This is a genomic window from Motiliproteus sediminis (genome assembly GCF_017912535.1).
Classification (GTDB): Bacteria; Pseudomonadota; Gammaproteobacteria; order Pseudomonadales; family Balneatricaceae; genus Motiliproteus; species Motiliproteus sediminis.
Genome location: NZ_JAERQK010000002.1, coordinates 265577 through 291081, shown reverse-complemented (window position 1 = coordinate 291081; position 25505 = coordinate 265577). Strand labels below are relative to the sequence as shown.

The window sequence follows — 25505 nt, the reverse complement described above, 5'->3', positions numbered from 1 at the left end:
GAGGGCCGTCATGGCTGATATCAAAGGTGTAAACAACGCGGACAATCCGTATCTGAATCTCAATCCGTCCAAAACCGAAAAGGCGGCAGAGACGCAGAGCGATATGTTCATGAAGTTGATGATCGCCAACCTGCGTAATCAGGATCCGACCAGTCCCGCTGAAACCAGCGAGTTCATGAGTCAGATCTCCGATATGAGCATGGTGGAGGGGATCGCCAACCTCAATAACTCGATGAACAACTTCTCCAACTCGATGATGTCGAGTCAGACGGCGCTGCAGGCTTCGTCGTTGATCGGACAGACCGTCTATGTGCCTACGACCACGGCTCAAGTGGATGCCAACGGTCGGGTTGATGGCGTGTTGGAGCTGCCCTATAGCTCGCCGGACGTTAAGGTCACGGTGTTTGACGAAGCGGGGAAAGAGGTTGGGAGTTTCTCTCTGGGCGCTCAGGCTGCCGGTGACGGCAACTTTGCCTGGAACCTGCCAGCGGAGTTGGCTGGTGGTACCTACCGTTTCGAAGCGTCAGCGTTAGGGCCTGATAACGAGTACGAGGCGGTGCAGACCTATCTGGGTCGCAACGTCGAAAGTGTCACCCTGGGTCAGAACGGCGTGGGGATGAAGATCAATATACCGGGCGGATCCGTGTCGCTCGATCAAATCAAACAGATAGGATAAGGGGTGACGTTATGGCGTTTAATACCGCTATCACCGGCCTGAAGGCGTCCACCATCGAGCTGGATGTAACCGGCAACAACATTGCCAACGCCAGTACGGTGGGGTTCAAGTCGGGTCGCACCGAGTTTGCCGACATCTTCACCACGGTGGTGGTCGGTGCCGGTAGTACCAATAACCCCGGTGCCGGTGTGATCGTGTCTGATATCGCGCAGGACTTTACGGCGGGTACGATCGAATTTACCAACAACAATCTGGATCTGGCGATCGACGGCTCCGGTTTTTTCCAGCTCAATGACGGCCAGGGTGGTACTACCTATACCCGTGCCGGCGGCTTTGAGCTGGATAAAGACGGCAACGTGGTGAGCAAGAACGGCAAGTTCCTGCAGGGCTATGGCTTGGATGATGCTGGCAACCAGCTGCCTATCGGTACCATGGCGGTATCGCAGAAGGAGAGCCCGCCGCAAGCGACCGAAAGTATCGGCCTGTCGTTCAATGTCGATTCGCGTGCCGATGCCGATGGTCTGTTGCGTCCTTATGACCCTGATGATTCGGCGTCTTATACGTTCAGTACCACCACGCGGACCTTCGATAGTCTGGGTAACGAAAACACCATCAAGTTCGATTACGTTGAGCAGCCAGCACTGCGTGAGCGTCAGACCCTCAATTTTGCTGATCTGGGCGGATTTCCTATCCCTGACGGGACTGTGGTGCAGATTGCCGGTGGCGATGTGACGCTTAACTTTGGTGGGCCAATAACTGACGCGGCGGATTTAGTCGCCGGTATTTTGGGTGATGCCAATGCGCTAAATTCAATCCGAACTTCCGATGGCAGGGTGCGCAGCATTGCGGCAGACGCTGCAGGGACCGGTCTTGAAGTTACTTATTTTGCGTCGGCCGCCAACGTTGAGGATGTGGTTACTAACTTTCCTGCGGGTGTAAATGTAACAGGTACTTCTGCAGATGTATCTGCCGCTGAGGTGCAGGGACTTTTGTTTGACGGCACCGCCTTTCCTGCAGCAGCGGATGGGAGTATTACCATCGGAAGCGGCACTAAATCGTACCAGCTGGATTATGCGCAGAACGCGACGGTAACGGATATTATCACTCAGTTTGAAAATAACCAGTCGGCAATATTAGCGATCTTTCCTGAAATCGATACGATATCTGGCGATCCCACCAACAATAACCAGCTCCTGATTACTTATAAAACGGATCAGGGGGACTTGGATCCGCTAGCGGTAAGTGAAACGGGGGCTGTTTTGGATACGGTGGCCATGCCGGGCGGGCAGTTGGCGACCATTGAGAATGGCGACAACAGTTTTCAGGGGGTCTATCAGATGTACGCCTATCTGAATGGTACCGATCTGCTGGATATCGGCAAAGCCTTGCCGCCAGGGGCAAGTGGTAATCCGACTGAACCTGGACCGGTGGTTATCACTTTTGATAACACCACCGGTACTTTGCAATCCGTCAACGGCTCGCCGGTGAGTGCGTCAGGCCTGGCGCCGCGGTTGACGATTCAGAATGCCGACCCTGCGAACCCTCAGACCGACGTCATTTTGGACTTGAGTGGTACTACTCAGTTTGCTTCCGAGTCGATCGTAAAATCCTCGACTCAGGATGGTTTCACCAAGGGTGATCTGATCGGCGTAACCTTCGCCGCGGACGGCACCATGGTGGCGAGCTTCAGTAATGGTCAGAACTCCAATCTGGGAATCGTGGCGCTGGCCACCTTTGAGAACCAGGGTGGCTTGCAGCCCACGGGTAACACCGAGTGGAGTGCTACGCTGGAGTCCGGCCAGGCGATTCTGAACCCGCCGGGAACCGGTCTCAACGGCTCGCTGCGGTCGGCCGCGCTGGAACAATCCAACGTTGATCTCTCTGAAGAGCTGGTGGCGCTGATCGAAGCGCAGCGGAACTTCCAGGCCAACTCCAAGACCCTGCAGACCGAAAACGCCGTAACCCAGGCGATTCTGCAGATCAGTTAAGCGCCTTAAGGCCCCGTCCGGGCGGGGTCATGGCTTCTTTTCAGGCACGGTTCGGCTGCGGTCGGGCTGTGCTTTTTTGCGCCTGATAGTTTTGGCACTGCTCTTGCAGTACGTACTGACAACAGTCGTTTTCAGCGTATTAAAAGAGAGGACAGGGCCGAATGGACAAGCTGCTTTATCTGTCGATGACCGGTGCGACGCAGACCATGCTCGCGCAGACCGCGCATGCCAACAACCTCGCTAACGTCAATACCACCGGGTTCAAGTCGGATCTGGCGCAAGCCCGTGCCATGCCTGTGTTTGGCGACGGTTACAACAGCCGTGTGTACGCCATGACCGAGCGTCCCGCCACCGACCAGAGTCCCGGTATGCAGAACCACACCGGCAATGACCTGGACGTGGCGATCCAGGGAGAGGGTTGGTTGGCGGTGCGTGCCGCAGACGGCAGCGAAGCCTATACCCGTGCCGGCGAGCTGCAGATCACTGCCGCCGGCGTGCTGGTTACGGGCAGTGGATTGCCGGTTCTCGGCGAAGGCGGGCCGGTGCAGTTGCCGCCTGCCGCCAAGGTGGATATCGGTGAAGATGGCACCCTGACGGTCAAGGTGGTGGGTGATGCCGATAACACGCTGGCGGTGGTGGATCGGTTGAAGCTGGTCAAGCCTGCCGCGGGTGAACTGGAAAAAGGTCTCGATGGCCTGATGCGCGCCAGTGATAACGCGGTGTTACAGCCAGACCCCACGGTGCGGGTAAAAAGCGGCTATCTGGAGAGCAGCAACGTTAACGCGGTGAGCGAGCTGACCGCGATTATCGATCTTTCTCGTCGTTTCGAAATGAACATCAAGATGATGCAGGACGCCAAGGAGAATTCCGAAGCGGCGGCACGTGTATTGCAGAATCTCGGATAAGGCAGAACAAGGGTAGGAGAGCAAGCGAATGAATGCAGCGCTGTTTGTAGCAAAAACCGGAATGTCCGCCCAGGACACCGCCCTGCGGACCATTTCCAATAACCTGGCCAACGTCAACACCGACGGTTTCAAGCGGGATCGGGCGGTATTTGAAGATCTGTTGTACCAGGTGCAGCGTCAGCCCGGAGCCCAGTCGTCAGAGAGCACCGAGCTGCCCTCCGGCTATCAGCTGGGGTCCGGAGTTCGCACCGTGGGGACCCAGAAACTCTTTACCCAGGGTACGCTGGAAATTACCGAGCAGAATCTGGATGTGGCGATTCAGGGGCGCGGTTTTCTGCAGTTCAGCACTCCCGATGGCGAGATCGGTTACTCCCGCCACGGTCAGTTGCAGCTGAACTCCAACGGCGATCTGGTCAATGCGCAGGGGTTCCTGCTGGAGCCGCAGATCACCATTCCGCAGGATACCACTTCGCTGACCATCGGCATTGATGGTGTGGTCTCTGTCACTCAGGCCAGCACCGGTACGGCAACCCAGATCGGCCAGATTCAGCTGGCGGACTTTACCAACCCCGGCGGGCTGCTGGCGGTCGGCGGTAACCTCTACAAGGAAACCACCTCCAGCGGTGCGCCGACGGTGACCAACCCCAACAGCGATGGGTTGGGTTCCACGGTGCAGGGCGCGCTGGAAAACTCCAACGTCAACTCGGTTGAAGAGCTGGTCAATATGATCTCGACCCAGCGGGCGTTCGAGATGAACTCCAAAGTGATTTCGACCGCGGACCAGATGCTGTCGTTTGTGACCCAGCAACTCTAACCGGTCTGATCGGGGGATAGCTTGATGACTTCACTTCGCTCCTTAACCTTGGCTACGGTTGCAGTCGCTCTGGTCGGTTGTGCCAAAGCGCCGCCGCGCCCGGACAATCCCTATTTTGCCCCGGTGACGCCAGAGGCGATGGCGGCGCCCAAGGTGGTGGATGGCGCTATCTATCAGGCAGGTCGCGGATTGTCCCTGTACGAAGACGCCAAGGCGCGCCAGGTGGGTGACATTCTCACCGTGGTGCTGACCGAAAGCACCAGTGCCAGCAAGAGCGCCGACAACGAGATCGATAAAGAGAGCAACGTGACCATCGATGCGCCCTCGGTATTTGGCAAAGAGCTGAAAGCATTTGGTAACCCCCTCTCTGCCAACCTTGGCGGGGGCACCCGGTCGTTCACCGGTGAAAGCGAAGCCACCCAGAACAACAGCCTGAGTGGCAATATCACCGTTACCGTGGCCAGTGTATTGCCCAACGGCGTATTGCAGGTTCGCGGCGAGAAATGGATGACCCTGACCAGCGGTGATGAATATATCCGTATCAGCGGACTGGTGCGGCCGCAGGATGTGCAGCCGGACAATACCGTGGCCTCGACCAAGCTGGCCGATGCGCGGATCACCTACAGCGGCACCGGCGCCTTCCATGATGCCAACGAAATGGGCTGGCTGGCCAAGTTCTTCTACAGCCCGCTGTGGCCCTTCTGAGGATGATGACGATGAAAGCGGCTATCACACAGATTGCGTTGATCCTGCTGGGTCTGAGCTGGGGCGGAGTTGCCCAGGCCGAGCGGCTGAAGGATATCGCCGAGGTGCAGGGTGTGCGGAGCAACCAACTGGTGGGTTACGGCCTGGTGGTTGGTCTCAGCGGAACCGGTGACAAGAGCGGGTTTACCTCGCAAACCTTCAAGAACATGTTGGCGCAGTTCGGCGTCACGCTGCCGCCGGGACTGGACCCCAAGTCCAAGAACGTCGCTGCGGTATCGATCCACGCGGAGCTGCCGCCCTTTGCCAAGCCGGGTCAGGCCCTGGATATCACCGTCTCCTCGATTGGTGATTCCAGCAGCTTGCGCGGCGGCAGCCTGCTGATGGCACCGCTGAAGGGGGCCGATGGTCAGGTTTACGCCATTGCCCAGGGCAATCTGGTGGTGGGTGGTCTTGGTGCTGAAGGGCGGGACGGTTCCCGCATTACCGTCAACGTCCCCAGTGTGGGCCGAATTCCTAACGGTGCCACGGTTGAGCGCGCAGTACCGACCCCTTTTGCCCAAGGTGACCATCTGACTCTGAATCTGCGCCAGCCCGATTTCACCACCTCGCGCAGGGTGGCTGAAAAGATCAACCAACTGTTGGGGCCGGAGGTGGCTACGTCGCTCGACGCAACCTCTATCCGCGTGCGTGCGCCGCGGGATGCAGGGCAGCGAGTGACCTATCTGTCGGTGTTGGAGAATCTTGAGGTGATGCCCGCTGCTGAAACCGCCAAGGTGATCATCAATTCGCGCACCGGCACCATCATCATCGGCGAGAACGTCCGGGTATCTCCAGTGGCGATCACCCACGGCGGGCTGACGGTTTCCATTCTGGAAAATCTGGATGTCAGCCAACCCGATGCCCTGGCCGGCGGTGACACCGTGGTGACTCCGCGCACCGGGATCGAAGTGGATGAAAACAGCGGTCATATGTTCACCTTCCAGCCCGGCGCCTCCCTCAACGATATCGTTGAGGCGGTTAACCAGGTCGGCGCGGCTCCCGGTGACCTGATGGCGATTCTGGAAGCACTGAAGCAGTCCGGCGCACTGAAAGCCGAACTGGTCGTAATCTGAGGTAACGACGGATGAAAAGCCCGGTCGACAACAGCACCTTCCGCTCCGCGACTGACCTGCAGCAGCTGGGTAAGTTGCGCAGCGATGCCCGCAGCAAGGACCCCAAGGCGCTGGAGGCGGTTGCCAAACAGTTCGAGTCGCTGTTTCTCAACATGCTGCTGCAGAACATGCGCAAGGCCAACGAAGCCCTGGGCGGCGACGACCTGTTCAGCAGCAGCCAGACCAAGTTTTATCAGGGCATGCTGGATCAGCAGTTGGGCCTGAACATGGCGCAAGGCAAGGGTATCGGTCTCAGTGAAGTGCTGGTGCGTCAGTTGAGTAAACAGCAGTCCGCCGAGACGGTTGATCCCCAAGTGCTGGAAGCGCGGCAGAGCTTCGATCGTGCGTTGGAACAGACCGCGCGTGCCGCCGTAGAGGCGCTGATGCAGGGCGAAGACAGCACTGCGACTACGCAAACCGCTCCTTCCAACCCGACCGAGCTGCCTGAACGCTTTGCCTCGCCGGACCAGTTTGTCGCCGTCCTCAATCCGGTGGCTGAGAAAGTGGCCGAAGCGGCCGGGGTTGATCCGCGGGTGCTGCTGGCGCAGTCGGCGCTGGAAACCGGTTGGGGCCAGCACCTGCCGCGTAAGAGCGACGGCAGTAACAGTTACAACCTGTTCGGCATCAAGGCAGATAGCCGCTGGCAGGGTGATCGCGTTTTGGTCAACACACTGGAGTTTCGTGATGGGGTGGCGCAGCAGGAGAAAGCCGCTTTTCGGGCTTACGGCTCCTATGAAGAGAGCATGTGGGATTACCTCGACTTTTTGCGCCAAAGCCCCCGCTACGAGCAGGCGCTGAATCAAGGTCGGGATGGTGAGGCCTATCTGCAGCAGTTGCAGTTGGCCGGCTATGCCACCGACCCGGCCTACGCCGAGAAAATTACCGGCATTCTGAACGGTGACGTCCTTCAGAGTGCCTTGGAACGACTTAAAGACAGTTAAGAATTTGCCGATAAATTAGGTGATGGGAAAAGCTGCATAGCAGCTGCCAGCGCAACGCAAAACCGGCCGACGAGCAACGTCGCCAAAAGCGCATCGAGGCACCATCCCAGGAGGTTCCCATGAGTGGATCAGTCAGTGTTGCCCTGCAGGGGCTGTTGGTTGCGCAACAGGGGTTTGAAGTTGCCAGCCAGAACATCGCCAACGTTAATACCCCCGGTTATTCCCGACAGCAGGTCGAGCTCAGTGCGCGCTCCGCGCCGGAGCTGGGGGTGCAGATCACCAGTATTAACCGCGTGGTCGATCAGTTTGCCATGCAACAGTACTGGTCGAGCACAGCCTCGTTCAAGACCACCGAGGCGTTTGCCCAGATGACCGGCCAGGTGGACGACCTGCTGGCCAACCCGATAACCAGTATTTCTGCTGCTATGGGCGAGTTTTTCAGTGCCTTGCAAACTGGCGTTGACGATCCCGCATCCATTCCCGGGCGGGAGCTGATTTTGTCGCAGATGGATGCCTTGACACGCCGCTTTAGTGAGGTGGATCGTCAGCTGCGGGGGCTCAATACCAGCGTTAACACCCAGCTCGACAGCGCCGTCAGTGAACTGAACTCAATGGCGACGCAGGTTGCCGAATTAAACAAAAAGATTCAGTTGGCTGATTCCCGCGGTGATGCTGCTAACGAGCTTAAAGACCAGCGTGACGAATTGGTTCTGGCGCTCAGCGCCAAGGCTGGGGTGTCGGTGCAGACTGGCACCGGATCGACCGATATCAATCTCTATATTGGCAATGGCCAGCCGCTGGTTATCGGCGGTAACGCCAGCCAAGTGCAGGCGCGTCAGGGCGATCCCGATATCAACAATATCGAAATTGACCTGGTGGTTGGCGACAAGCGGATCAAGATCAGCGATCAGATCTCCAGTGGCGAGATCGGTGGCATGCTACGGGTCAAGGAGGAGGTGCTGATTCCGACCTGGAACGAACTCGGTCGCCTGGCAATCGTGTTCGCCGACACCATGAACGAGCAGCAGCGTAAGGGGCTCGATCTGGATGGTAATCTGGGAAGCAACCTGTTCAACGACCCTGCAAATCTCGGTGAAGTCAGGGCTTCCAGCGCCAATAATACCGACCTCGCGACCACCTCTAACGTGGTGATTCGTGATACCACGTTGCTCAAGGCCAGTGACTATCAGGTCAAGTTCAACAAAGACGGTGACTTTACCGTTACTCGCTTGTCCGATGGCAAGATCTTTAACAAGGCCGATTTTGCCACCCGCTCTGCGGCGCCTGGTGCCCCGGTTTATCAGGATATGACCCTGGATCAAAACGCCAGTGGCGGTACCCTCCGGCTCAATATCGACGGCGTCGATATCTCGTTGGCGTCGGCCAGTGGCGGGCCGTTCACCGACCGGGATTTGATGCTGGTTCAGCCCGTGCGCTTCGGTGCCGAGGAGTTGGAGATGCAACTTACTTCCGGCAATGAGCTGGCTTTTGCATCACCGGTTCGTTCCACGCCCGCAGAGGACAATGTTGGTCTGGCCAAGGTTGATGAGGTCAACGTGACCGATCCGCTGCAGTTTGGCCTGCCGGGACAAACGGGCAGTTTGAATCCGCCGGCGCGTATTCTGTTCACTGATGCCAATACTTACAGCGTCTACGACATGACCGACCCGAACAACCCGACGGTGATTTCTGCCGGTAATACCTACACCGATGGTGCCGCGATCACGCTGAACGGCTATGAGGTGGTGCTGCGAGGCAAGGCGGCCACGGGCGACAAGTTCGATTTCACCTACAACACGGACGCCTCCGGCGACAACCGTAACGCACTGCAGCTTTCCAACCTGCAGCAGGAAAAATTGGTGGACGGCTCCAGTTATCAAGACAATTACGGTCGCATGATCGAGCGCATTGGCACCAAAGCCAGTGTCGCCAATATCGATCTGCAGGCTACCGAAACCGTTATGCGCAACGCCGAAACCGTGCGCAACGGCATCTCCGGTGTCAGCCTGGACGAAGAAGCGGCCAACATCATCAAATTCCAACAGCAGTATCAGGCAGCAGCGCAGGTCATCAATGCCGCACGCAGCCTGTTCGATACCTTGCTGAGTGCATCAGGAGGCTGATCATGCGTATCTCTAGCCTGCAAGTGTTTCAAAATGGTGTGCGCAATATTCAGACCGGGCAGACCAACATCGCCAATATCCAGAACCAGATCTCTACCGGGCAGAAGTTATTGCGCCCCTCCGACGATCCGGTGGCTGCGGCGCAGATTCTCAAGATTCGCCGTGAGCTGGAAACCAATGAGGTCCAGAACGAGAACATTACCGTGGCCGAGCGTCGCCTGAGCTTACAGGAACTGACGCTGCAACAGATTAACGATGCGGGAGACCGGATCAAGGAGCTGGCGATCCAAGCCAACAACTCCTCGCTGCAGCAGCAGGACAGAGCAGGTATCGCCAATGAGATCAAAGAGGTGCAGAACTTTATTCTGGGCTTGATGAACACCAAGGATGCCCAGGGCGAGTACCTCTTTGCAGGAGCCAAGGGGCAGACCCAGCCGTTCAGTGAGTCCTCTCCGGGGGTATTCAGCTACCAGGGCGATTCTGAGCCTCGTTTTATTCAGGTAGGGCCTGAGACCTTTATCAAGAGCACTGACACCGGCCAGGAGATCTTTCAATCCATCGAAGGAGATCCGGTGGTGAATGTGGTCAGCGGCGGTGCCGCCAGCCTGCAGAATCTGACTCTGGAAGTGGCCGATAAGGCAGCCTTTAAAGCGGCAACCACAGCGCTGGGTCTCAGTACCGCCGCCAGCGGAGTGATTACCCTGCGGGTAACCGGTAATGACCCGGTCGCCAATACCTATGACATTCAGGTAGAGGCCGCTGACGGTACGGTACTGGCAACGGAAACCGGGATTGCCATGGGGTCTCCCCATAACCTCACCGTTGCGGCAGCGGGCGACCCGCTGGGTATCACCACCGGGACGGCGCTGGGGCTGAGTATTAACCCAGAGACCCTGCCGTCTGGTGGCGAGTACGACATTCAACCCGATGTGCCCAAGACCAATTTGCTCAATACCGCTCAGGCATTGATTGATGGCTTGACCAACGCCACCACCTCTGACGAGGTTAACCGCATTGTGTCCAAAGCGCTGGGCGAGATCGACGAAGGGCAAAACGGCGTGGTCCGGGTGCAGTCGCAGATCGGCGGGCGGCTGAACGGGCTGGAAAACCAGCGTGGTCTCAACGAGGAGTTTGAGCTGTTTAACCGTGCCGCTTTGTCAAACCTTGAGGATCTCGACTACGCCGAAGCGCTGAGTGAGTTCAGCTTTCAGGAGGTCGCACTTCAGGCTGCACAGCAGACCTTTAGTCGGGTCAACAGCCTGTCGCTGTTTAACTTCCTGTAGGTTGCGTTAGAACTAAAAGAGCCGGCATGACGCCGGCTTTTTTATTTGCGCTTGGCAATGCTCTGGTAGGTGTTGGTTGCGTCGCTCCGGCTGCGTAGTTGGCGCAGGGTCGCAGCGATGGCAGAGCGGCGGGCTTCGGCCGCTTGCTTCAGTTGCGAGTCCTGCTCCAGTAGCTGCCGCAGCAAGGCGGCGACCTGGGGCTGTGATGTGGGCGCATCGGCCAGAGGTAGGGCGCGCAGCTCTTGGCTGCGCTTAGCGGCCAGGGTTTCGTTGTCGTCGTTATCGGGATCGGCTAATGCGGCGAGCAACGCTTCGCCGCTCGAAATGACGGAACCCAGCCGCTGTTGCCATTCGGCCGGGCTCCAGTTGGTGGGTGCTGACACGCTGCTTACTTGCCTGCTTCAGGTGTCGTCGAGGTGGTCTGATGGTGCTCTGTGGGAATGGCGTCCCAGCCGCTCTTGATCTGCACCAGCACCCCCATCACTTCGTCCAGCTTGGCGACCGATGCCGTGCGATTGGCTTCTACCAATCCCTGGGCCACGAAGTCGTACAGGGCGTCCAGATTACGGGCGATGTCGCCACCCTGGTCCGCGTTTAGCGTACCCTGTAACCCGCCGACGATGGTAATCGCCTTGCTGATCTCTTCACCTTGCAGGGCGACCTCTTTGCGCTCCATGTGGCCCTTGGCGGTGGCGACGCGCTTGAGCGCCCCTTCGAGCAGCATCTGCACCATGCGGTGGGGGGATGCCTGGTCGATACCGCTTTTTAAATCAACCTTGTTGTACTCGTTTATCGCTTTGGTATTCATGTAGCTTGAGCTCTCTGTGTGTGCGAGTTAGTCCTTACTCTTGCGGACCACGCCCGGCAGGCTTTCGAGTTGGGATGTCAGCCAATCGCTGGTGGAGTTGAGTTGAGCCACCAGTGTGTCCATCGCAATGAATTGGCTCATTAACCGGGATTCAAGTTTGCCAAGGCGCAGCGCCAAGGCTTCTCGTTCATCTTCCAGCCCGCTCAGTTTGTTGTTCAGTGAGTCGGTGCGGCTGTCGAAGGTGCCGTCTGACTTGAGATAGTTGTCGAGGGTGGTGTCGAGCCGTTTGGCGATCCCATCATCGTTGGTAAACAGCTGAACGATACCGTCATAATCGCTGCTGATTGCCGAGGCCAATGTTGCTGAATCGATCTGTAACTGGCCGCTGGAGTCGGTGGTGATGCCGATGGCCGCCAGGGAGTTTAGCTCGCTGCTGGACGAGCTAACCGGCCCGGTGACCCCATTGCGCACCTGGGAGCTAACCGAACGCAGTAACGAGTCGGCAAACAGGGGGGTCGACTGGGTGGTTTCCGGATCGAACTGGGACTGATCCTTGAACGCTGACTGCAACGAGTTATAGGCGTTAACAAACCCCTCAATTTTCTTCTGGATGCTGCTGGTGGTGACAGACACGTTGATGTCGATGGTCTGGCCCACATTGGTTGCATTCAGCGTCAGGCTGAGGCCGTCGATGGCGTTTTCAAAGGTGTTGGTGCTGCCGGTAACGGCCTGCCCGTCGATCTCAATCAGCGCATCTTTGGCGTAATTGACGTCGTTGGTGTCAACCAGGTTGTTGATCGTTAAACCGGTGAAACTACTGGTGACCTCAAAGGCGTTTGCCAACCCGGGGTCGTCAGCGTTGAGTACCAGTTGGGCGCCGGCATCGGTGTTGATGATCGAGGCGCTGATGCCGGGATTGTCTTCGGCATCGTTGATCGCGTCTTTGAGCTCTTCCAGCGAGACGATACCATCCTCGTCGGCATCGGCGGTGGCCAGATCGACGCTGAAGGTGTCGCCGTCTCCCGCATCGCTACCATCGCTGGGTGCGAGTTTGTCGGCGCCAAAGGTGGTGATAGTGAAGGTGCCGGTGCCGATATCATCAGCATCGACTGCGGCATCGGAAATCAGTTTGTGCGCGGAAGCAAGCTGCTGCACTTCGAGTTTGTAGGAGCCGGTGCTGGGCTGCTGCCCCGTCAGTATGCTTACCGACGCGATGTCAGCGTTAGAGCTGCTGGCGCTGCGCGCGGAAAAGCTGGAAGCAGTGCTGAGGCCGGAAAGGGCCGATTGAAAGTCGGACAGCGAGGCTTTGAGTAGACCTAGCGCTGACAACTCCGACTGGATGATCGCCTCGCGGCGGTCGATGTTGGCCGTTCTGGGCGCGCCCTCGGCATTGACGATGGCGGATACGATGGAGCCGATATCCAACCCTGAACCGATGCCTGGAGTGGAAATTCCGCCAGCCATATCAACCTCCTAGAAAATCTGAGCCGATTGTATCGGGTTAGACCTTCTCTTTAAATAACAGGTTGTTCATATCCTGTATGTGTCGGCTGAGTGCAAGAAACTCCTCCGACGGGATTTTACGTACCAGTTCGCCGGAGCCTTTTTCGGTCACGGTGATTACGGTATGTCCGGTTGGGTCGTCGACGCTGAAATTAAGGTTGCGGCTCATCTGAGCGGCAAACTCGTTGATCTGGTCGACCAGGCGTTCCATGCGCTCTTGGGAAATCTCCTGTGTCTCCTGGGTCTGTTCGACCCGGCGCTGGATATCAGCACGTGTTGACGGAGCAGAGCTGCTGCCTTGCACTTCCGGTGTGGCAGCGGGGGTGGAACGTGGTGAAGGCGTCGACCCAGAGTTTGAAGGGATTGTGATATCAGAACTCATGGCAAACCTCCGAGGGCTTAAGCTGCGAAAGGCCGGCGATTGCCGGCCTCCCGCGTCAGCCGGTTAGGCTTATTGTAGCAGTGACAGTACTGACTGCGGCAGCTGGTTGGCTTGCGCCAGCATCGCAGTACCCGCCTGCTGCAGAATCTGGTTCCGAGTCAGCTCGGCAGTTTCTGCGGCGAAGTCCGCATCCTGGATCCGAGACCGCGCAGCGGACACGTTCTCAGAGATGTTGGACAGGTTGGCGATGGTGGAGTCCAGACGGTTCTGGATCGCACCCAGGTTACCCCGCTCACTGTCTACCTTGGTCAGTGCCGCATCGATGATGGACAGTGCGTTAGTCGCGCCCGCAGCGGTGCTGATGTCGATAGACGACACGCCGGAGTTGGCGGTGACTGTGGCCGGAGTGTTGCCAGCGCTGAGGCCGGCAGCAGTCAGGCCTGCCGCGGTACCGGAGATGGTGATGCCGCCAGAGCTGGTTGAACTCAGATCCACGCTGGAGCGGGTGGTTGCGGTGCTGTCGCCGAGACCCAGCTGAGTGGCTGCAGTAATGTCGATGTTGCGGCCATCTGCAGCGGTTAGAGTGTAAGCACCGGTTGATGCAGTAGTGACTGTGGCAACAACGCCTGTGAGATCACTTACTGCGTTGACCGCTGCAGCATAGGCGTTACCGTTTTCCGCTGCCGAAGTGGAGTTTACAGTGACATTGATCGCAACGCCGTTGATGGTGGTGCTGATCTGCACAGCTGCGGTTGTTGCGGTAACGGCCGTGCCGGTAACAGTGGTGGCATTAACAGTAGCAGTTACGCCTGTGTCGCCGGAGATCGCATTTATCGCATTAGCGATGGCGATACCGCTCGCGTTACCTCCAGCAGATGATACCCCGTCAGATACCGGTGCCGCGACGGCGAAGCCGTTGATCTGCAAACCACCAGCTAGCAAAGCAGTACCACCTACAGCACTGCCGGTCACAGAGGACTGGAAGCTGGACGATGAGCCAACACCCAGAGCAGCAGCTTTCATGCTGGAGATGGAGAAGGCGATGGTTTCACCCGCGTTGGCACCGATCTGGAACGCCTGGCTATTGAAGGTGCCGTCCAGCACGTTAACACCGTTAAAGGTGGTTGAAGTGGCTGACCGGTCGATCTCGGCTACCAGCTGGGTTACCTCTGCGTTCAGAGCGGCACGATCGCTGGCCGAGTTCGAAGAGTTAGCCGCCTGAACCGCCAGCTCACGAATACGCTGCAGGTTATTGGTGGTTTCCTGCATCGCGCCTTCTGCTACCTGTGCAACAGAGATACCGTCGTTGGCGTTACGCACTGCCTGGTTCAGGCCGCGAATCTGGGTGGTCATCCGGTTGGAGATCGCCAGACCAGCCGCGTCATCCTTTGCGCTGTTGATTCGCAGACCAGAGGACAGGCGCTGCAGAGAGGTCTGCAGGGCGCTTTGGGACTTGCCCAGGTTGCGCTGCGCGTTAAGGGAAGCAACGTTTGTGTTGATAACAGCCATTTTAAGCTCCTTTGCCGCCTGGTTAGTACTGCACGCGGCGTCTTTCTAATGATTCGGCTAACTCGAATGAGCGTTGCTGCTCACTCCTGTTGATCTGTTTAACGGCGGCTCTGATCGGAGCTTTAGGCTTTTTTGAAGATTTTTTGTGGCGTCTGCTATTGCCTCAGGAGTCGGCACCAGGGGCCAGTTCTATGCCGCGAATACGATCATCCGGTTCCAGCAGATCGAGGGATATATTGGCCAAGCTGTGTTCCAGAAAGGGCCGATAGAGAGATACGCCAGCGCGATAGTTCTCTAGCCCCTGCACTTCAGTCTCTGAGTGTTGCAGCAACATCATCAGCAGCAACGAAAAGTACTCCACGCTGCCGTGAAGCATCAGGTAGTTGATGTCCTGTTGATCGAGACTGTTGAGCAGTGCTTGCTGGTCGGCCAGTTGGTCCAGTGCCCCGGTGTAGCTGGCGGGCTCTTTGCTGAACAATCCAATCAGACCTTCAAGCAGTATCCGACTATCGTTAAGCTGCGCGAGCAGGGTCTCTGGCTTGGGGGTTCTCCCGGGCGGTAGCGGCGAAAAGTTTTGAAGCAGCTTCTTGACCAGCGTGTCTTTATCCAGCTTCTTCTTCAGCTTGGCCTCGCTAAATCGGGTCGTTTTTGCACCCTCGATGCGAACCCCATCACTAAGGTTGTAGTAACGGTGGTTGGGCGATGCAGCGATCAGGCGTTCGGCGTAGATCTTACTGGTTATCCAAGCACTGGTGGTTCTGACCTGAGGCCGGAAGTTGCCATCGACAACAATAGCGTTGTCGTCCGCCGCTTGAGTCAGCTGTGAAAAGTGCTGCTGAAAATTGGCCCCTTGAGGATCAAACAGTTTACCCGCGCCGGCGTGGTGTGCGTCATCTTCGCCAAAGCCGAGGTCCAATCCGACCAGATAGATATTTTGAAAACCCATCAGGGTAGTAAATGAGATGCCGGCATTACCCACCGTTGGGTTTGAGTAGTTAGGCAGGTACATAATTTCGTCAGCGTCTCTCAGGTGGTGCAAATAGTAGCTGCTGCCCATATCCTGGGGTTTGAAGAACATGCCTTTACGGGGGAACTTGGCAAAGGTTTCGCTATGGACCGTGTTCAGCGCCAAGATCGCAACACCACGGCGTTGTGACTCGGTGGTGAGCTTTTCAAGCCATTCCGAGGTGCTTTTCAGACGCTCGCTCTCAAAATGTAGATCGGGCTTGACCCCCATGCTGACTAGACTTTCAAAGGCGGTGCCGCAGGAGCAGATCAGCGCCTTGTCTTGATTGGCGAGCAGAAACTCGCGCGCACTGTCGAGCGAGGGGCCGTTGGCGGCGACGATAACGGGGACTTTCTGGAGTTTGCGCAGGATCTCAGGCTTTGGATGGAAGATTGGCACCCCATCTTTAAGGTTGTTGTAAGTGTGTGCGAGGCTGATGCCCTCATCTTCAAAGAAGCCCAGCCGGCCAAGGTTGATGCGCATATCTTCCGCGATGCGCGCCATCCGCTCACGAATCTGTTCACTGTCTAGATGAGGGAATACCAGCGGGCTGGCGGTATTGTAAAAGCCGATTCCCTGGCAGAACTGCTTGACGTGGCGCAGGGTTTCTTCCGTTGATTCGCCTACGATCAGGCACAGGTCGCGACCTTGCTCGCCGAAATACTGGTAGATCGCCCTCCAATCGATCGCCGCAAAGGAAGCGTAGAAATGGTCCTCTGAGGGCTCGATGATGCACAGGTACTGGATCTCCAGCTTCTCTAGTAGAGCCGGAACCTGGTAGCCCAACCCCAGGCCCTGCATCAGCACGAAGGGCTCGCGTGTGCGCAGAGGGCGACGCTGTTGTTGTTGGGCCTGGTGTACCAGGTCGATTATCCGATTAGTCTGGTAGATGTGGGTGTTCTCACCCCACAGTGTCTCTGAAATCCGGTCAACGTTAACCGTCATCAGCTGCGGTGAGGCGAGAAAGTCGTCCACTGACTGCCTACAGAATGCCTCCGGAGGTGAGGGGTAGATCCTCCCCTGACTCGCAATATCGACCAGATGCAGTGCGTCTTCTTCTGGCACGTATTGCAGCTGCGTTTGGGTCGGGTGATAGTTGGCGTACCGCTCATAAATGGCTGGCGCGAATTCCTTAAAAAAAGCCAGATTTTGATTGAAACGCTGGTTGATCTCTTGGACGCGTTGTTGAGCGGTCTGGGGTTCTGCCATGGCTTACAGGTCCTGCAGTTTGTCGGTGTTGGCCGCGAGGATGCGTGCCAGAGCTAAGTCGGCCGGGGTGTTGATATCGAGGGATGAGGCCCAACTCATCAGCAGCGGTCGTGCGCCGGGGGTGTGAAACGACTGCTGTTCGAGAAGTTTGGCTGACGATGCGGCGTAAAATGCCCCGTTGACCCGGTAAAGGGGTTTGCCATCCTGGCGTTGCAGTTGCAAGTCGGGGAAGTCGTCGATGGGACGCAGACGGTTCGCTTCGATCCAGCGCAGGCTGATGATGGGTACCTTGGCGTCGGTGACGCCGATCACCGGTGTCGTGGTCTCCTGCTGGTGCAGGGTTAGTCCGGCATCGATATCTGACGCAGTGCGGAACGGGCTGGTCGGCAACAGCATGCAGCAGCGTTCGGGCAAGTTGGTTTCGTTGCTTTTTAGCCAGCGCAGCATGTGCAGAACAGCGTGGATCGAATGAGTATCGTCGTCCGCGAACTTGGCCGGCCGCAGGGTGGGAACCTCGGCGCCGGCGTCGCGTGCAACCGCCGCAATCGCGGGGTCGTCGGTGGAGACGATGACCCGGTCAACCTGCTGGCTGGCCAGTGCGGCCTCGACGGTCCAGCGCAGCAGTGGCTTGCCAGCCAGGTCGGTGATGTTTTTTTGCGGGATGGCCTTGGACCCGCCGCGGGCCGGGATGATGGCTACGCAGGACATGGCTTTAGTCGTGGCCTCGTAGAAGCAGGTCAGCCAGTTCACGAATCGCCCCGTGACCACCGGGCTTGCTTAATATCAGGTCGGCTATGGCGAGTACGTCCGGATGTGAATCGGCCACGCAGACGCCGACTCCTGCTGCTTTCAAGCAGCCGATGTCGTTAACGTCGTTGCCCATGAAAAGCGCATGTTCCGGTGCGATTCCCAGTTCGTTCAGCCAGTTGAGAAAAACCTGCGGTTTGTCGGTAATGCCGCCGTGGTGTGGCAGCTGCAGCTTGGCGCAGCGCGCGCTCACCACGGGGTTGGTTTCCAGCGAGATCACCGTCATCGGCATTCCCGCATGGCGCAGGTTGGCGATGCCAAGGCCATCACCCCGGTGGCACCAGACCGCTTCGACGCCGTTCTGGTCCACCAGTACGCGGTTGTCGGTAAAAACGCCGTCAAAGTCGAACGCGATCGCGTGGATAGGATGGTTCAGCAGCGTCAGGGTCATGCGTCGATCAGGCCGAGAGCGCGTTTGATAAAGTCGTCGGTGATGTCGCTGAACTGACCCTTGCGCTCGCGGATATGAGTCTGGATCTCGGTTCGGTTGGCCAAACAGCGGCTGATGGTGCCATGCATCTGGTCGGCGCTATCGCTCAGGTCGCATTGGGTAGTGTCGATCATGTAGTCGCTTAAGCCGCACTCGTTCAGGAAGAAACGGTTCTTGTTGTGGCTGCCAAACCCGATGATCGGCGTGCCGACCCCGAAGGGGATGATGTTGGCGTGGCCGCGCATACCAATGACGCAGTCCATCTGGCGGTAGATGTCGGCCAGGAATCCGGCCTGTACCGCAGAGGGCGGATAGATCTGGGCGCAGATCTCTTCAATGTTGACGATGCGATCGCCGAGCCGTTCCTTAAACAGGGGGTAGACTTCGGCGTCAATGTTTTCTTGCAGGTGGGGCACGAAGGCGACCAAGCCATCGGGCTGTTCGTCGATCACCCGGTTGAGGGCGTCGCAGAGCGAGTCGATCACGCTCTGGCGGTGCGCTTCCCAGGGCTCAGGGAAACGGTAAAACGGCCGGTCGCCGGCCCAGTTCAGGCCGATCAGGGGGTGTTTGCCGCTGAATTCCGGTACTGTCAGCTTGGCGGGCGTGACGAACATCCCGGGGTCGGGTACCACCTCGATTGCATCCGCGTCCAGACCAAATCCTGCCAGGGCTTCGCGGCTGCCCTGATTGCGTACCGAGAAAATGGCGGCGGCCTGTTGCACGCGGCGCAGGCTCTCGCCCATCTGTGGCTTGAAACCGCGGTCGTCGTAGTAGAACTTATTAAAGCCGATGCCGTACACCACGATCGGGACTTTGATCTTGTCGATGTCCTCGGTGCGGATGTTGAACTGCCAGCCAGAATGGCTGTTGTCTTCAGGGCGGTGGAAAACCATGCCGCCGCCGCCCAGTAGCAGCATGTCGGCGTCGCGGTTGATCAGTTCGATCAGGTCCGGGTGAAACCAGGTTTGCTGGCAGTGAATCGGTACGAATTCGAGGCCGTTCTGGGCGTGTTTCTGAAACTCGGCCATTACTCCGTTCTGGAGCGCCAAGTCGCCGTAATTACGGCTCCAGCCGCCGACATGGAAAATACGTTTCATGCTGTTTGCGCTCGTCCTGATTCGGTTTAGATCGTGTGCTTGCGGCGAAGCTTGTCGGCGATCGGCTTTTCCTGCTCCAGGAAACGGATGGTGCCGTCGCCTTTGGCCACTTCGAAGTCGCGAATATCACGAACCAGGCGGCGTAGGCCTTGCGGCTCCAGCGAGGCCGCGTGGTCCGATCCCCACATAGTCCGTCTCAGGGTGATGTGGCGTTCAACGGATTGGGCACCCAGCGCCACTGACAGCACCGACGGGGCAACCCCCGCCTCGTGGCCGGAGTAGCCGATGGGGATCTGCGGGAAGGCCTCTTTCAAGGTGCGGATTCCCAGCAGGTTCAGCTCGTTCATCTCCGAGGGATAGGTGGAGGTGCAGTGGTAGAGCATGGCTATTTCGCCGCCGGCGGCGTCGATGGTGTTGACGATGCGGTCGATCATTGGCAGGTCGCACATGCCGGTTGAGATCAGCAACGGTTTACCAGCCTGGCAGCAGTGCTGCAGCAGCGCTTTATCGGTAACGCTTGCCGACGCCAGCTTGAGATAGGGGGTGTTGAACTGGGATAGAAAGTCGACCGACTGCTCATCCCAGGGTGAGGCAAACCAGTCGATGCCCTGGTCGCTGCAGTAGCGGTCGATCTCGGCGTACTCCTCGTAGCCGAATTCCAGTGCTCTTTTAAGGTCGCCGTTGGTGGTGCCGAAGGGCGACTCCCGTTCTTTACTCAGTTCCTGCGCGGTGTACACCACGTCAACGGTACGCTTTTGGAATTTTACCGCATCGCAGCCTGCGCTCTTGGCGAGATCAATCAGTTGTTTCGCTATATCAATATCGCCGTTATGGTTTATGCCGATCTCTGCGACAATGTAACAAGCGCGGGGGTCTATCATCATCAATTCCTTTAAATTGTTGCCAGGGTTGTTTCCCGGCTGGGTGAAGCTATAACGGGTATCGGCTGCTCTGCAGGTTTCTTTTGGCTGATTTCAATTGATGCTGCGCGGGTCAAACCCGATGCCGATGGGGCGAGCGCGCCGCGGCAATGTATCATGGGGTTGCGTGAAAAGTGAATTGGGGCGCTGCATGGGGCAGCGCTCGGACTGTTCGAATGTTGGTTGAGGGGGCGGTAAGGGGTATGTCAGGTGGGATCAAGTCACTGTTGTTGAAAACAGGAAGCTCAACGGCTGCGAGCTTGCGCTCCTACTACCCGCGGGTGCGAGATCGTGACGATATCGAAGTACTCCGCTGTGACCGCTCTGGTGCCATTGTGCTAAGGCGGGAAGATCACATCAATCCGGCTTACTACGCTAACAAAACCGAGGGGGTATGGGGTCAGACTGAGCGCATGAAGGCGCTTGCTGTTGGCCGCAACGACACGGAGCGGCGAGCCGAAGCCTTTAGGTCGTTGATTTCCGGTAAGCGGTGGCTGGATGTGGGGACCGGCTCGGGCGGGATTCTCGATGCGCTGTCCCCCTGTGCGGGCAGTGTCGTCGCGGTTGAGCCGCAGGATTCTAAACGAGCGTATCTGGTGCGCTGTGGATACGAGGTTTATGCCTCGGTGGAAGATGTGCCGGACCTGCAGCTTGAGGTGGTGTCGCTGTTCCATGTGTTCGAGCACCTGACCGATCCCGTTGGTTTGTTGGATCAGTTGCGTGCCAAGATGGAGCTTGGTTCGCACCTCGTTATCGAAGTACCTCATGCCCGTGACGCGCTGCTATCCACATACGATTGTGAGGCCTTTCGGGCCTTTACGCTCTGGAGTGAACATCTGATTCTGCATACGCGCCAGACTCTAAAAGCGTTTATCGAAAGCTCTGGGTTCTCGCTGGAGCGGATAGAGGGCGTTCAGCGTTACCCGCTAGCAAATCATCTGTATTGGCTATCCAACGGCAAGCCCGGGGGGCAGGCAGTGTGGCCTGAGCTGGTCGATGAAGAGCTTAATGCGGCCTATGCGAGAATCCTTTGTTCGAATGATGCTTCTGATACTCTGGTCGCTATTGCGACTGCGGTTTGAAACGTGTCAATTAATTGACCTGCTGCTTGTTCTGACAATATTTCCTGCTACTATGGCGATTAAAGCGTCAAAAAATTGTAAGCAGGTGCACAATGACTACGCAGGGACAGGTGCTGTTAATCGACGACAACGTTGATCGCCGTGCCGTAGTGGCCTCGTTATTTCACTTTCTCGGCTATGACTGTATCAGTCAGGACTTTGTCGGCTGGTTTCGTGAGGGGCAGAACGACGCTTTTTTGACGACCCAGTCGATGCTGGTGGTGCTGGGTAACAGCGAGCTGCCTATCTCACTCGAGAAGCTGCTGGGCGATTTTCAGGCGGCGGACCCCAATGTGCCCTTGATTACCCTGGACGACTGGCGTGAGTTGCCGGCCCTTGGTACGCAGCTGCGTGGCATGGTGATCGGGCAGCTGACGTTGCCGATCGATCAGGCGGAGCTGCTGGCGTTGATTCATCAGGCGCAGGTGTATCGGCAGCAGCGCGAAAGTGCTAACGGGCAGCTGAAGCTGTGGCAGGACCATAGCCGACTGTTCAGTCATCTGGTAGGTTCCAGTGAGCCGATGCGGCAGGTGCGGGCGATGATGGCGCAGGTGGCTGATCGTGACGTCAGTGTGCTGATTACCGGTGAGTCGGGCACCGGTAAAGAGGTGGTTGCACGCAATCTGCACGATAACTCCACCCGTGCTGGCAATCCCTTTGTGCCGGTCAACTGTGGTGCGATCCCCGCCGAGCTGCTGGAAAGTGAGCTGTTCGGCCATGAAAAGGGCGCTTTTACCGGCGCAATTTCGGCCCGCACCGGGCGCTTCGAACTGGCTCACGGCGGCACCCTGTTCCTTGACGAAATCGGCGATATGCCGCTCACCATGCAGGTCAAGCTGCTGCGAGTGTTGCAGGAGCGCTGTTTCGAACGGGTCGGGGGTAACCGTACCGTCGATGTGGACGTGCGGATCATCGCCGCGACCCATAAAAACCTCGAAGAGATGATTGCGGCCGGCACCTTCCGTGAGGATCTTTACTACCGCCTGAACGTGTTTCCCATCGAAATGCCGGCGCTGCGTGACCGGCTAGAAGATCTGCCGGCGCTGCTCAGCGAGCTGGTCAATCGGGCGGAGAAAAGCGGGCTGGGCAAAGTGCAGTTTCACCCGGCGGCGCTGGCGTCGCTGATGCGCCATGACTGGCAGGGCAATGTGCGTGAGCTGGCCAATTTGGTCGAACGGCTGGCGATTCTCTATCCCGGTGCGGTGATCGGTCCGGATGAGTTGCCGGCCAAGTTCCGCTATCTGCAGGATGATGAGCTGCCCGCTTATCTCAAGGAGTCTGCGGTAGTTGCCGCACCGGTGGTGGGCAGTGATCTGTTTGCGCCCGCCGCCACCCCCGGTTTGCCGGTCGACGGGATGGACCTCAAAGGTTATCTGGCAGAGCTGGAACAGTCGCTGATCGAACAGTCTCTGGATGCAGCGGACAACGTGGTGGCGCGTGCAGCCGAGCTGTTGCAGATACGGCGTACCACGCTGGTGGAAAAAATGCGCAAGTTCGGCATTCAACGGAAGTGATATGAGCCGCGACGACCTTCCTGACCTCTCCGGGCCGCCGTCGGCCGACATGACCCCGCAGCAGCTGCAGGCGGCGTTCGAGCAGTTCAACGCCCTGTCGGAACAGCTGGCCGCGACTTATAACGAGCTTGAGCTGCAGGTGGAGTCGCTGCAAGCCCAGCTTGAAGCGATGGATGCGCGCCGCGAGCAGGAGGTGGCCGAGAAGGAGCAGGCCAGCCGCCGTTTGCAGGGGTTGCTCAAACTGCTGCCCGCCGGTGTGGTGGTACTCGACAACCGCGGCCGGGTGCAGGAGTGCAACCCGGCCGCGGAAGAGCTGCTGGGCCGTCCGTTGCGGGGCGAGGCCTGGCTGCAGGTGATTCAGCGGGCGTTTGCGCCGCGCGCCGACGATGGCCACGAGGTGTCGCTGCGCGATGGTCGTCGGGTCAGTCTGGCGACACGCTCGCTGGAAGGTGAGCCGGGCCAGGTGATGCTGATTACCGACCAGACCCATACTCGTGAACTGCAGGCCAAGGTGTCCCACTACCAGCGCCTCTCAGCGATGGGCAAGATGATGGCTTCGTTGGCGCATCAGATACGCACACCCTTATCGGCGGCGATGCTCTACAGTGCACACCTGACCAAGCCGGATTTGACCACGGAGCAGCGGGTGCGGTTTGCCGCCAAGGTTAAGGGGCGGCTGAGTTCGCTGGAGCAGCAGGTGCGTGACATGCTGATCTTTGCTCGCGGCGAAACCAAACTAACCGACCTGATCACCACCCAGCAACTGTTCGCGGCCATTGAAGATGCCCTGGACGTGCCGCTGGCCAATGCTGACGCCGATTGCGACTGCGTCAATCAGGCCCCTGATGTCTGGGTGCAGTGCAACCGTGAAGCCCTGGTCGGCGCGCTGATGAATCTGGTCAATAACGCGCTGGAGGCCGGTGCCGAGTCGCTGGTGGTGCGCGCGACCCTGATCGATGACAGTCAGCTGGCGCTGGTGGTTGCCGATCAGGGGCCGGGGCTCAGTGCCGAACAGCTGGCGCAGGCGCAGGAGCCGTTCTACACCACCAAGTCCCAAGGCACGGGGTTGGGGCTGGCGGTAGCCCAAGTCGTGGCGCGGGCCCATCTGGGCGAGTTCTACATGACGTCTGAATCGGGGCGGGGAACTGAAGCCGGTTTCCGTTTGCCTTACCGTTCGCCACAGAACGCGGAGAGTAATGATGACAACTGAAAGTCAGACCGCCAAGGGGCGGGTGCTGGTGGTAGAAGATGACGCCGAGCTGCGTGAAGCCTTGTGTGACACGCTGGAGCTGGCAGGCTACGAGTATCGCCAGGCGGACTCCGGCGAGGCTGCACTGGCGCTGCTGGAGGAGCAGCCGGTGGAGATGGTGGTCAGCGACGTCAACATGGGCGGCATGGACGGACACGCGCTGTTGGCCCAGCTGCAGCAGCGTTATCCGGCGCTGCCGGTGTTGTTGATCACCGCCTACGGACAGGTGGATCGGGCGGTCGATGCCATTCGCAATGGCGCGGTGGACTATCTGCTCAAGCCGTTTGAACCGGAACAGCTGCTGCAGATCGTGGCGCGTTATGTGGACAGCGCGCTGCAGCGTGGCGATGGCGACGAACCGGTGGCGGAAGAGCCCTCCAGTCAGCAGCTGCTGCAACTGGCCCGGCGGGTGGCAGAAACCGATTCCACGGTGCTGATTCTGGGCGAAAGCGGCACCGGTAAAGAGGTGCTGGCGCAGTATATTCACCGCCACTCCGCGCGTGCCGACAAGCCGTTTGTGGCGATCAACTGCGCCGCAATTCCGGAGAATATGCTCGAAGCGACCCTGTTCGGGCATGAGAAGGGTTCCTTCACCGGCGCCTATGCCAGCGCGCCGGGCAAGTTCGAGCAGGCTAACGGCGGCACCCTGTTGCTGGATGAGATCTCGGAGATGGATATCGGCCTGCAGGCCAAGCTGCTGCGAGTGTTGCAGGAGCAAGAGGTCGAACGCATTGGTGGTCGTCGGGTGATCAAGCTCGACGTGCGGGTGTTGGCGACCACCAACCGGGACCTGGCCCAGTGCGTCGCCGAAGGGCGGTTCCGCGAGGATCTCTATTACCGCCTGAATATCTTTCCGCTGCAGTGGTTGCCGCTGCGCGAGCGCCCGGCGGATCTGGTGCCGCTGGCCAAGCGCTTGCTGGCCCACCATGCGCGCAAGATGAACCGGGGCACGGTGGAGTTGGACCCGGCAGCGGCCCAGCTGCTGTTGCAACATAACTGGCCGGGCAACGTGCGCGAGCTGGAAAACGCGGTGCAGCGGGCGTTGATTCTGCAGCAGGGGAACCTGGTCAAGGCGCAGGATTTGTGCATTCAGCCGAGCCGGGTGCAGCAGTCGGTCAATTTGGGTGGTCTCGTGTTACCGGAGGCGCCGGCAGCGCCGGCTACCGCGCCGCAGCTGGGGGACGATCTGCGCCAGCATGAGTTTCAGCTGATTATCGAGGCGCTGCGCGGGACCGGCGGCAGCCGCAAAGATGCGGCAGAAAAACTGGGCATCAGCCCGCGGACCCTGCGCTACAAGCTGGCGCAGATGCGTGAGAGCGGGCTGGATCTGGACGCGTTGCTGAAGGGCTGATATCAGCCTGTGA

Annotated in this window: 23 protein-coding genes; 13 read left to right on the top strand and 10 right to left on the bottom strand. The window is 58.5% G+C overall.

The genetic code is table 11. The features are described 5' to 3' along the window. The first annotated feature begins 10 nt into the window (after positions 1–10). The 9 genes from JJQ76_RS05785 (at position 11) to flgL (ending at position 10586) form a co-directional block, all read left to right on the top strand. Positions 11–676, top strand: coding sequence for a flagellar hook capping FlgD N-terminal domain-containing protein (locus JJQ76_RS05785; RefSeq protein WP_210395771.1), 666 nt, complete (start codon positions 11–13; stop codon positions 674–676). A gap of 11 nt (positions 677–687) precedes the next feature. Next, positions 688–2664, top strand: a complete 1977-nt coding sequence (locus JJQ76_RS05780) for a flagellar hook-basal body complex protein (protein WP_210395770.1) — start codon at positions 688–690, stop codon at positions 2662–2664. 161 nt (positions 2665–2825) lie between these two features. Next, on the top strand, positions 2826–3569 hold the full coding sequence (flgF, locus tag JJQ76_RS05775) for a flagellar basal-body rod protein FlgF (protein ID WP_210395769.1): 744 nt from the start codon (positions 2826–2828) through the stop codon (positions 3567–3569). A gap of 28 nt (positions 3570–3597) precedes the next feature. After that, complete coding sequence (flgG, locus tag JJQ76_RS05770; RefSeq protein WP_210395768.1) at positions 3598–4383, top strand: flagellar basal-body rod protein FlgG; 786 nt, start codon at positions 3598–3600, stop codon at positions 4381–4383. Between the two features lie 24 nt (positions 4384–4407). Continuing rightward, on the top strand, positions 4408–5088 hold the full coding sequence (gene flgH / locus JJQ76_RS05765) for a flagellar basal body L-ring protein FlgH (protein ID WP_210395767.1): 681 nt from the start codon (positions 4408–4410) through the stop codon (positions 5086–5088). 11 nt (positions 5089–5099) lie between these two features. Continuing rightward, on the top strand, positions 5100–6200 hold the full coding sequence (locus tag JJQ76_RS05760) for a flagellar basal body P-ring protein FlgI (RefSeq protein WP_246480326.1): 1101 nt from the start codon (positions 5100–5102) through the stop codon (positions 6198–6200). Positions 6201–6211: 11 nt separating this feature from the next. Next, positions 6212–7180, top strand: a complete 969-nt coding sequence (flgJ, locus tag JJQ76_RS05755) for a flagellar assembly peptidoglycan hydrolase FlgJ (RefSeq protein WP_210395765.1) — start codon at positions 6212–6214, stop codon at positions 7178–7180. Positions 7181–7299: 119 nt separating this feature from the next. Further along, positions 7300–9303, top strand: a complete 2004-nt coding sequence (flgK, locus tag JJQ76_RS05750) for a flagellar hook-associated protein FlgK (RefSeq protein ID WP_210395764.1) — start codon at positions 7300–7302, stop codon at positions 9301–9303. 2 nt (positions 9304–9305) lie between these two features. Continuing rightward, positions 9306–10586, top strand: a complete 1281-nt coding sequence (gene flgL / locus JJQ76_RS05745) for a flagellar hook-associated protein FlgL (protein ID WP_210395763.1) — start codon at positions 9306–9308, stop codon at positions 10584–10586. A 41-nt stretch (positions 10587–10627) separates the two neighbouring features. Here the strand turns inward: flgL and JJQ76_RS05740 are convergent, their stop codons facing one another. The 10 genes from JJQ76_RS05740 to JJQ76_RS05695 form a co-directional block, all read right to left on the bottom strand. Next, entirely contained in the window at positions 10628–10969 is a 342-nt protein-coding gene (locus JJQ76_RS05740) for a flagellar protein FliT (RefSeq protein ID WP_210395762.1), read from the bottom strand. Positions 10970–10974: 5 nt separating this feature from the next. Next, positions 10975–11394 (bottom strand): flagellar export chaperone FliS, encoded by a 420-nt coding sequence (fliS, locus tag JJQ76_RS05735; RefSeq protein ID WP_210395761.1) that lies wholly within the window; start codon positions 11392–11394, stop codon positions 10975–10977. Positions 11395–11421: 27 nt separating this feature from the next. Beyond that, a complete protein-coding gene (gene fliD / locus JJQ76_RS05730) occupies positions 11422–12858 on the bottom strand; it encodes a flagellar filament capping protein FliD (protein WP_210395760.1) in 1437 nt (478 codons plus the stop codon). 37 nt (positions 12859–12895) lie between these two features. Beyond that, complete coding sequence (locus JJQ76_RS05725; RefSeq protein WP_210395759.1) at positions 12896–13279, bottom strand: flagellar protein FlaG; 384 nt, start codon at positions 13277–13279, stop codon at positions 12896–12898. 69 nt (positions 13280–13348) lie between these two features. Continuing rightward, positions 13349–14788, bottom strand: coding sequence for a flagellin (locus tag JJQ76_RS05720; protein ID WP_210395758.1), 1440 nt, complete (start codon positions 14786–14788; stop codon positions 13349–13351). A gap of 163 nt (positions 14789–14951) precedes the next feature. Continuing rightward, on the bottom strand, positions 14952–17003 hold the full coding sequence (locus tag JJQ76_RS05715) for a motility associated factor glycosyltransferase family protein (RefSeq protein WP_210395757.1): 2052 nt from the start codon (positions 17001–17003) through the stop codon (positions 14952–14954). A gap of 3 nt (positions 17004–17006) precedes the next feature. Continuing rightward, positions 17007–17753 carry an acylneuraminate cytidylyltransferase family protein gene (locus JJQ76_RS05710; RefSeq protein ID WP_343232485.1) on the bottom strand — a complete coding sequence of 249 codons (747 nt, stop codon included), beginning with the start codon at positions 17751–17753 and terminating at the stop codon, positions 17007–17009. After that, complete coding sequence (locus tag JJQ76_RS05705; RefSeq protein ID WP_210395756.1) at positions 17716–18201, bottom strand: KdsC family phosphatase; 486 nt, start codon at positions 18199–18201, stop codon at positions 17716–17718. Before JJQ76_RS05705 ends, JJQ76_RS05710 begins: the two co-directional genes overlap by 38 nt. Continuing rightward, the gene (locus tag JJQ76_RS05700) at positions 18198–19337 is read right to left on the bottom strand and encodes a polysaccharide pyruvyl transferase family protein (RefSeq protein WP_210395755.1); all 1140 of its coding nucleotides are present in this window, start codon (positions 19335–19337) and stop codon (positions 18198–18200) included. Before JJQ76_RS05700 ends, JJQ76_RS05705 begins: the two co-directional genes overlap by 4 nt. A 26-nt stretch (positions 19338–19363) precedes the next feature. Next, a complete protein-coding gene (locus JJQ76_RS05695; RefSeq protein WP_210395754.1) occupies positions 19364–20218 on the bottom strand; it encodes an N-acetylneuraminate synthase family protein in 855 nt (284 codons plus the stop codon). Between the two features lie 242 nt (positions 20219–20460). Between JJQ76_RS05695 and JJQ76_RS05690 the strand changes: the two genes are divergently transcribed. The 4 genes from JJQ76_RS05690 to JJQ76_RS05675 all read left to right on the top strand — a co-directional run bounded on the left by JJQ76_RS05690 (position 20461) and on the right by JJQ76_RS05675 (position 25492). After that, complete coding sequence (locus JJQ76_RS05690) at positions 20461–21339, top strand: class I SAM-dependent methyltransferase (protein WP_210395753.1); 879 nt, start codon at positions 20461–20463, stop codon at positions 21337–21339. Between the two features lie 92 nt (positions 21340–21431). Further along, positions 21432–22892 carry a sigma-54 dependent transcriptional regulator gene (locus JJQ76_RS05685; RefSeq protein WP_210395752.1) on the top strand — a complete coding sequence of 487 codons (1461 nt, stop codon included), beginning with the start codon at positions 21432–21434 and terminating at the stop codon, positions 22890–22892. Between the two features lies 1 nt (position 22893). Then, entirely contained in the window at positions 22894–24102 is a 1209-nt protein-coding gene (locus JJQ76_RS05680) for a sensor histidine kinase (RefSeq protein ID WP_210395751.1), read from the top strand. Further along, the gene (locus tag JJQ76_RS05675) at positions 24092–25492 is read left to right on the top strand and encodes a sigma-54-dependent transcriptional regulator (RefSeq protein ID WP_210395750.1); all 1401 of its coding nucleotides are present in this window, start codon (positions 24092–24094) and stop codon (positions 25490–25492) included. Before JJQ76_RS05680 ends, JJQ76_RS05675 begins: the two co-directional genes overlap by 11 nt. The last annotated feature ends 13 nt before the right edge of the window (positions 25493–25505 follow it).

Excerpts from the sequence above, each read along its gene's own strand:
- JJQ76_RS05785 (WP_210395771.1), top strand. The coding sequence starts at position 11 with ATGGCTGATATCAAAGGTGTAAACAACGCGGACAATCCGTATCTGAAT.
- JJQ76_RS05780 (WP_210395770.1), top strand. The coding sequence starts at position 688 with ATGGCGTTTAATACCGCTATCACCGGCCTGAAGGCGTCCACCATCGAG.
- flgF (WP_210395769.1), top strand. The coding sequence starts at position 2,826 with ATGGACAAGCTGCTTTATCTGTCGATGACCGGTGCGACGCAGACCATG.
- flgG (WP_210395768.1), top strand. The coding sequence starts at position 3,598 with ATGAATGCAGCGCTGTTTGTAGCAAAAACCGGAATGTCCGCCCAGGAC.
- flgH (WP_210395767.1), top strand. The coding sequence starts at position 4,408 with ATGACTTCACTTCGCTCCTTAACCTTGGCTACGGTTGCAGTCGCTCTG.
- JJQ76_RS05760 (WP_246480326.1), top strand. The coding sequence starts at position 5,100 with ATGAAAGCGGCTATCACACAGATTGCGTTGATCCTGCTGGGTCTGAGC.
- flgJ (WP_210395765.1), top strand. The coding sequence starts at position 6,212 with ATGAAAAGCCCGGTCGACAACAGCACCTTCCGCTCCGCGACTGACCTG.
- flgK (WP_210395764.1), top strand. The coding sequence starts at position 7,300 with ATGAGTGGATCAGTCAGTGTTGCCCTGCAGGGGCTGTTGGTTGCGCAA.
- flgL (WP_210395763.1), top strand. The coding sequence starts at position 9,306 with ATGCGTATCTCTAGCCTGCAAGTGTTTCAAAATGGTGTGCGCAATATT.
- fliS (WP_210395761.1), bottom strand. The coding sequence starts at position 11,394 with ATGAATACCAAAGCGATAAACGAGTACAACAAGGTTGATTTAAAAAGC.
- fliD (WP_210395760.1), bottom strand. The coding sequence starts at position 12,858 with ATGGCTGGCGGAATTTCCACTCCAGGCATCGGTTCAGGGTTGGATATC.
- JJQ76_RS05725 (WP_210395759.1), bottom strand. The coding sequence starts at position 13,279 with ATGAGTTCTGATATCACAATCCCTTCAAACTCTGGGTCGACGCCTTCA.
- JJQ76_RS05720 (WP_210395758.1), bottom strand. The coding sequence starts at position 14,788 with ATGGCTGTTATCAACACAAACGTTGCTTCCCTTAACGCGCAGCGCAAC.
- JJQ76_RS05715 (WP_210395757.1), bottom strand. The coding sequence starts at position 17,003 with ATGGCAGAACCCCAGACCGCTCAACAACGCGTCCAAGAGATCAACCAG.
- JJQ76_RS05705 (WP_210395756.1), bottom strand. The coding sequence starts at position 18,201 with ATGACCCTGACGCTGCTGAACCATCCTATCCACGCGATCGCGTTCGAC.
- JJQ76_RS05700 (WP_210395755.1), bottom strand. The coding sequence starts at position 19,337 with ATGAAACGTATTTTCCATGTCGGCGGCTGGAGCCGTAATTACGGCGAC.
- JJQ76_RS05695 (WP_210395754.1), bottom strand. The coding sequence starts at position 20,218 with ATGATAGACCCCCGCGCTTGTTACATTGTCGCAGAGATCGGCATAAAC.
- JJQ76_RS05690 (WP_210395753.1), top strand. The coding sequence starts at position 20,461 with ATGTCAGGTGGGATCAAGTCACTGTTGTTGAAAACAGGAAGCTCAACG.
- JJQ76_RS05685 (WP_210395752.1), top strand. The coding sequence starts at position 21,432 with ATGACTACGCAGGGACAGGTGCTGTTAATCGACGACAACGTTGATCGC.
- JJQ76_RS05680 (WP_210395751.1), top strand. The coding sequence starts at position 22,894 with ATGAGCCGCGACGACCTTCCTGACCTCTCCGGGCCGCCGTCGGCCGAC.
- JJQ76_RS05675 (WP_210395750.1), top strand. The coding sequence starts at position 24,092 with ATGACAACTGAAAGTCAGACCGCCAAGGGGCGGGTGCTGGTGGTAGAA.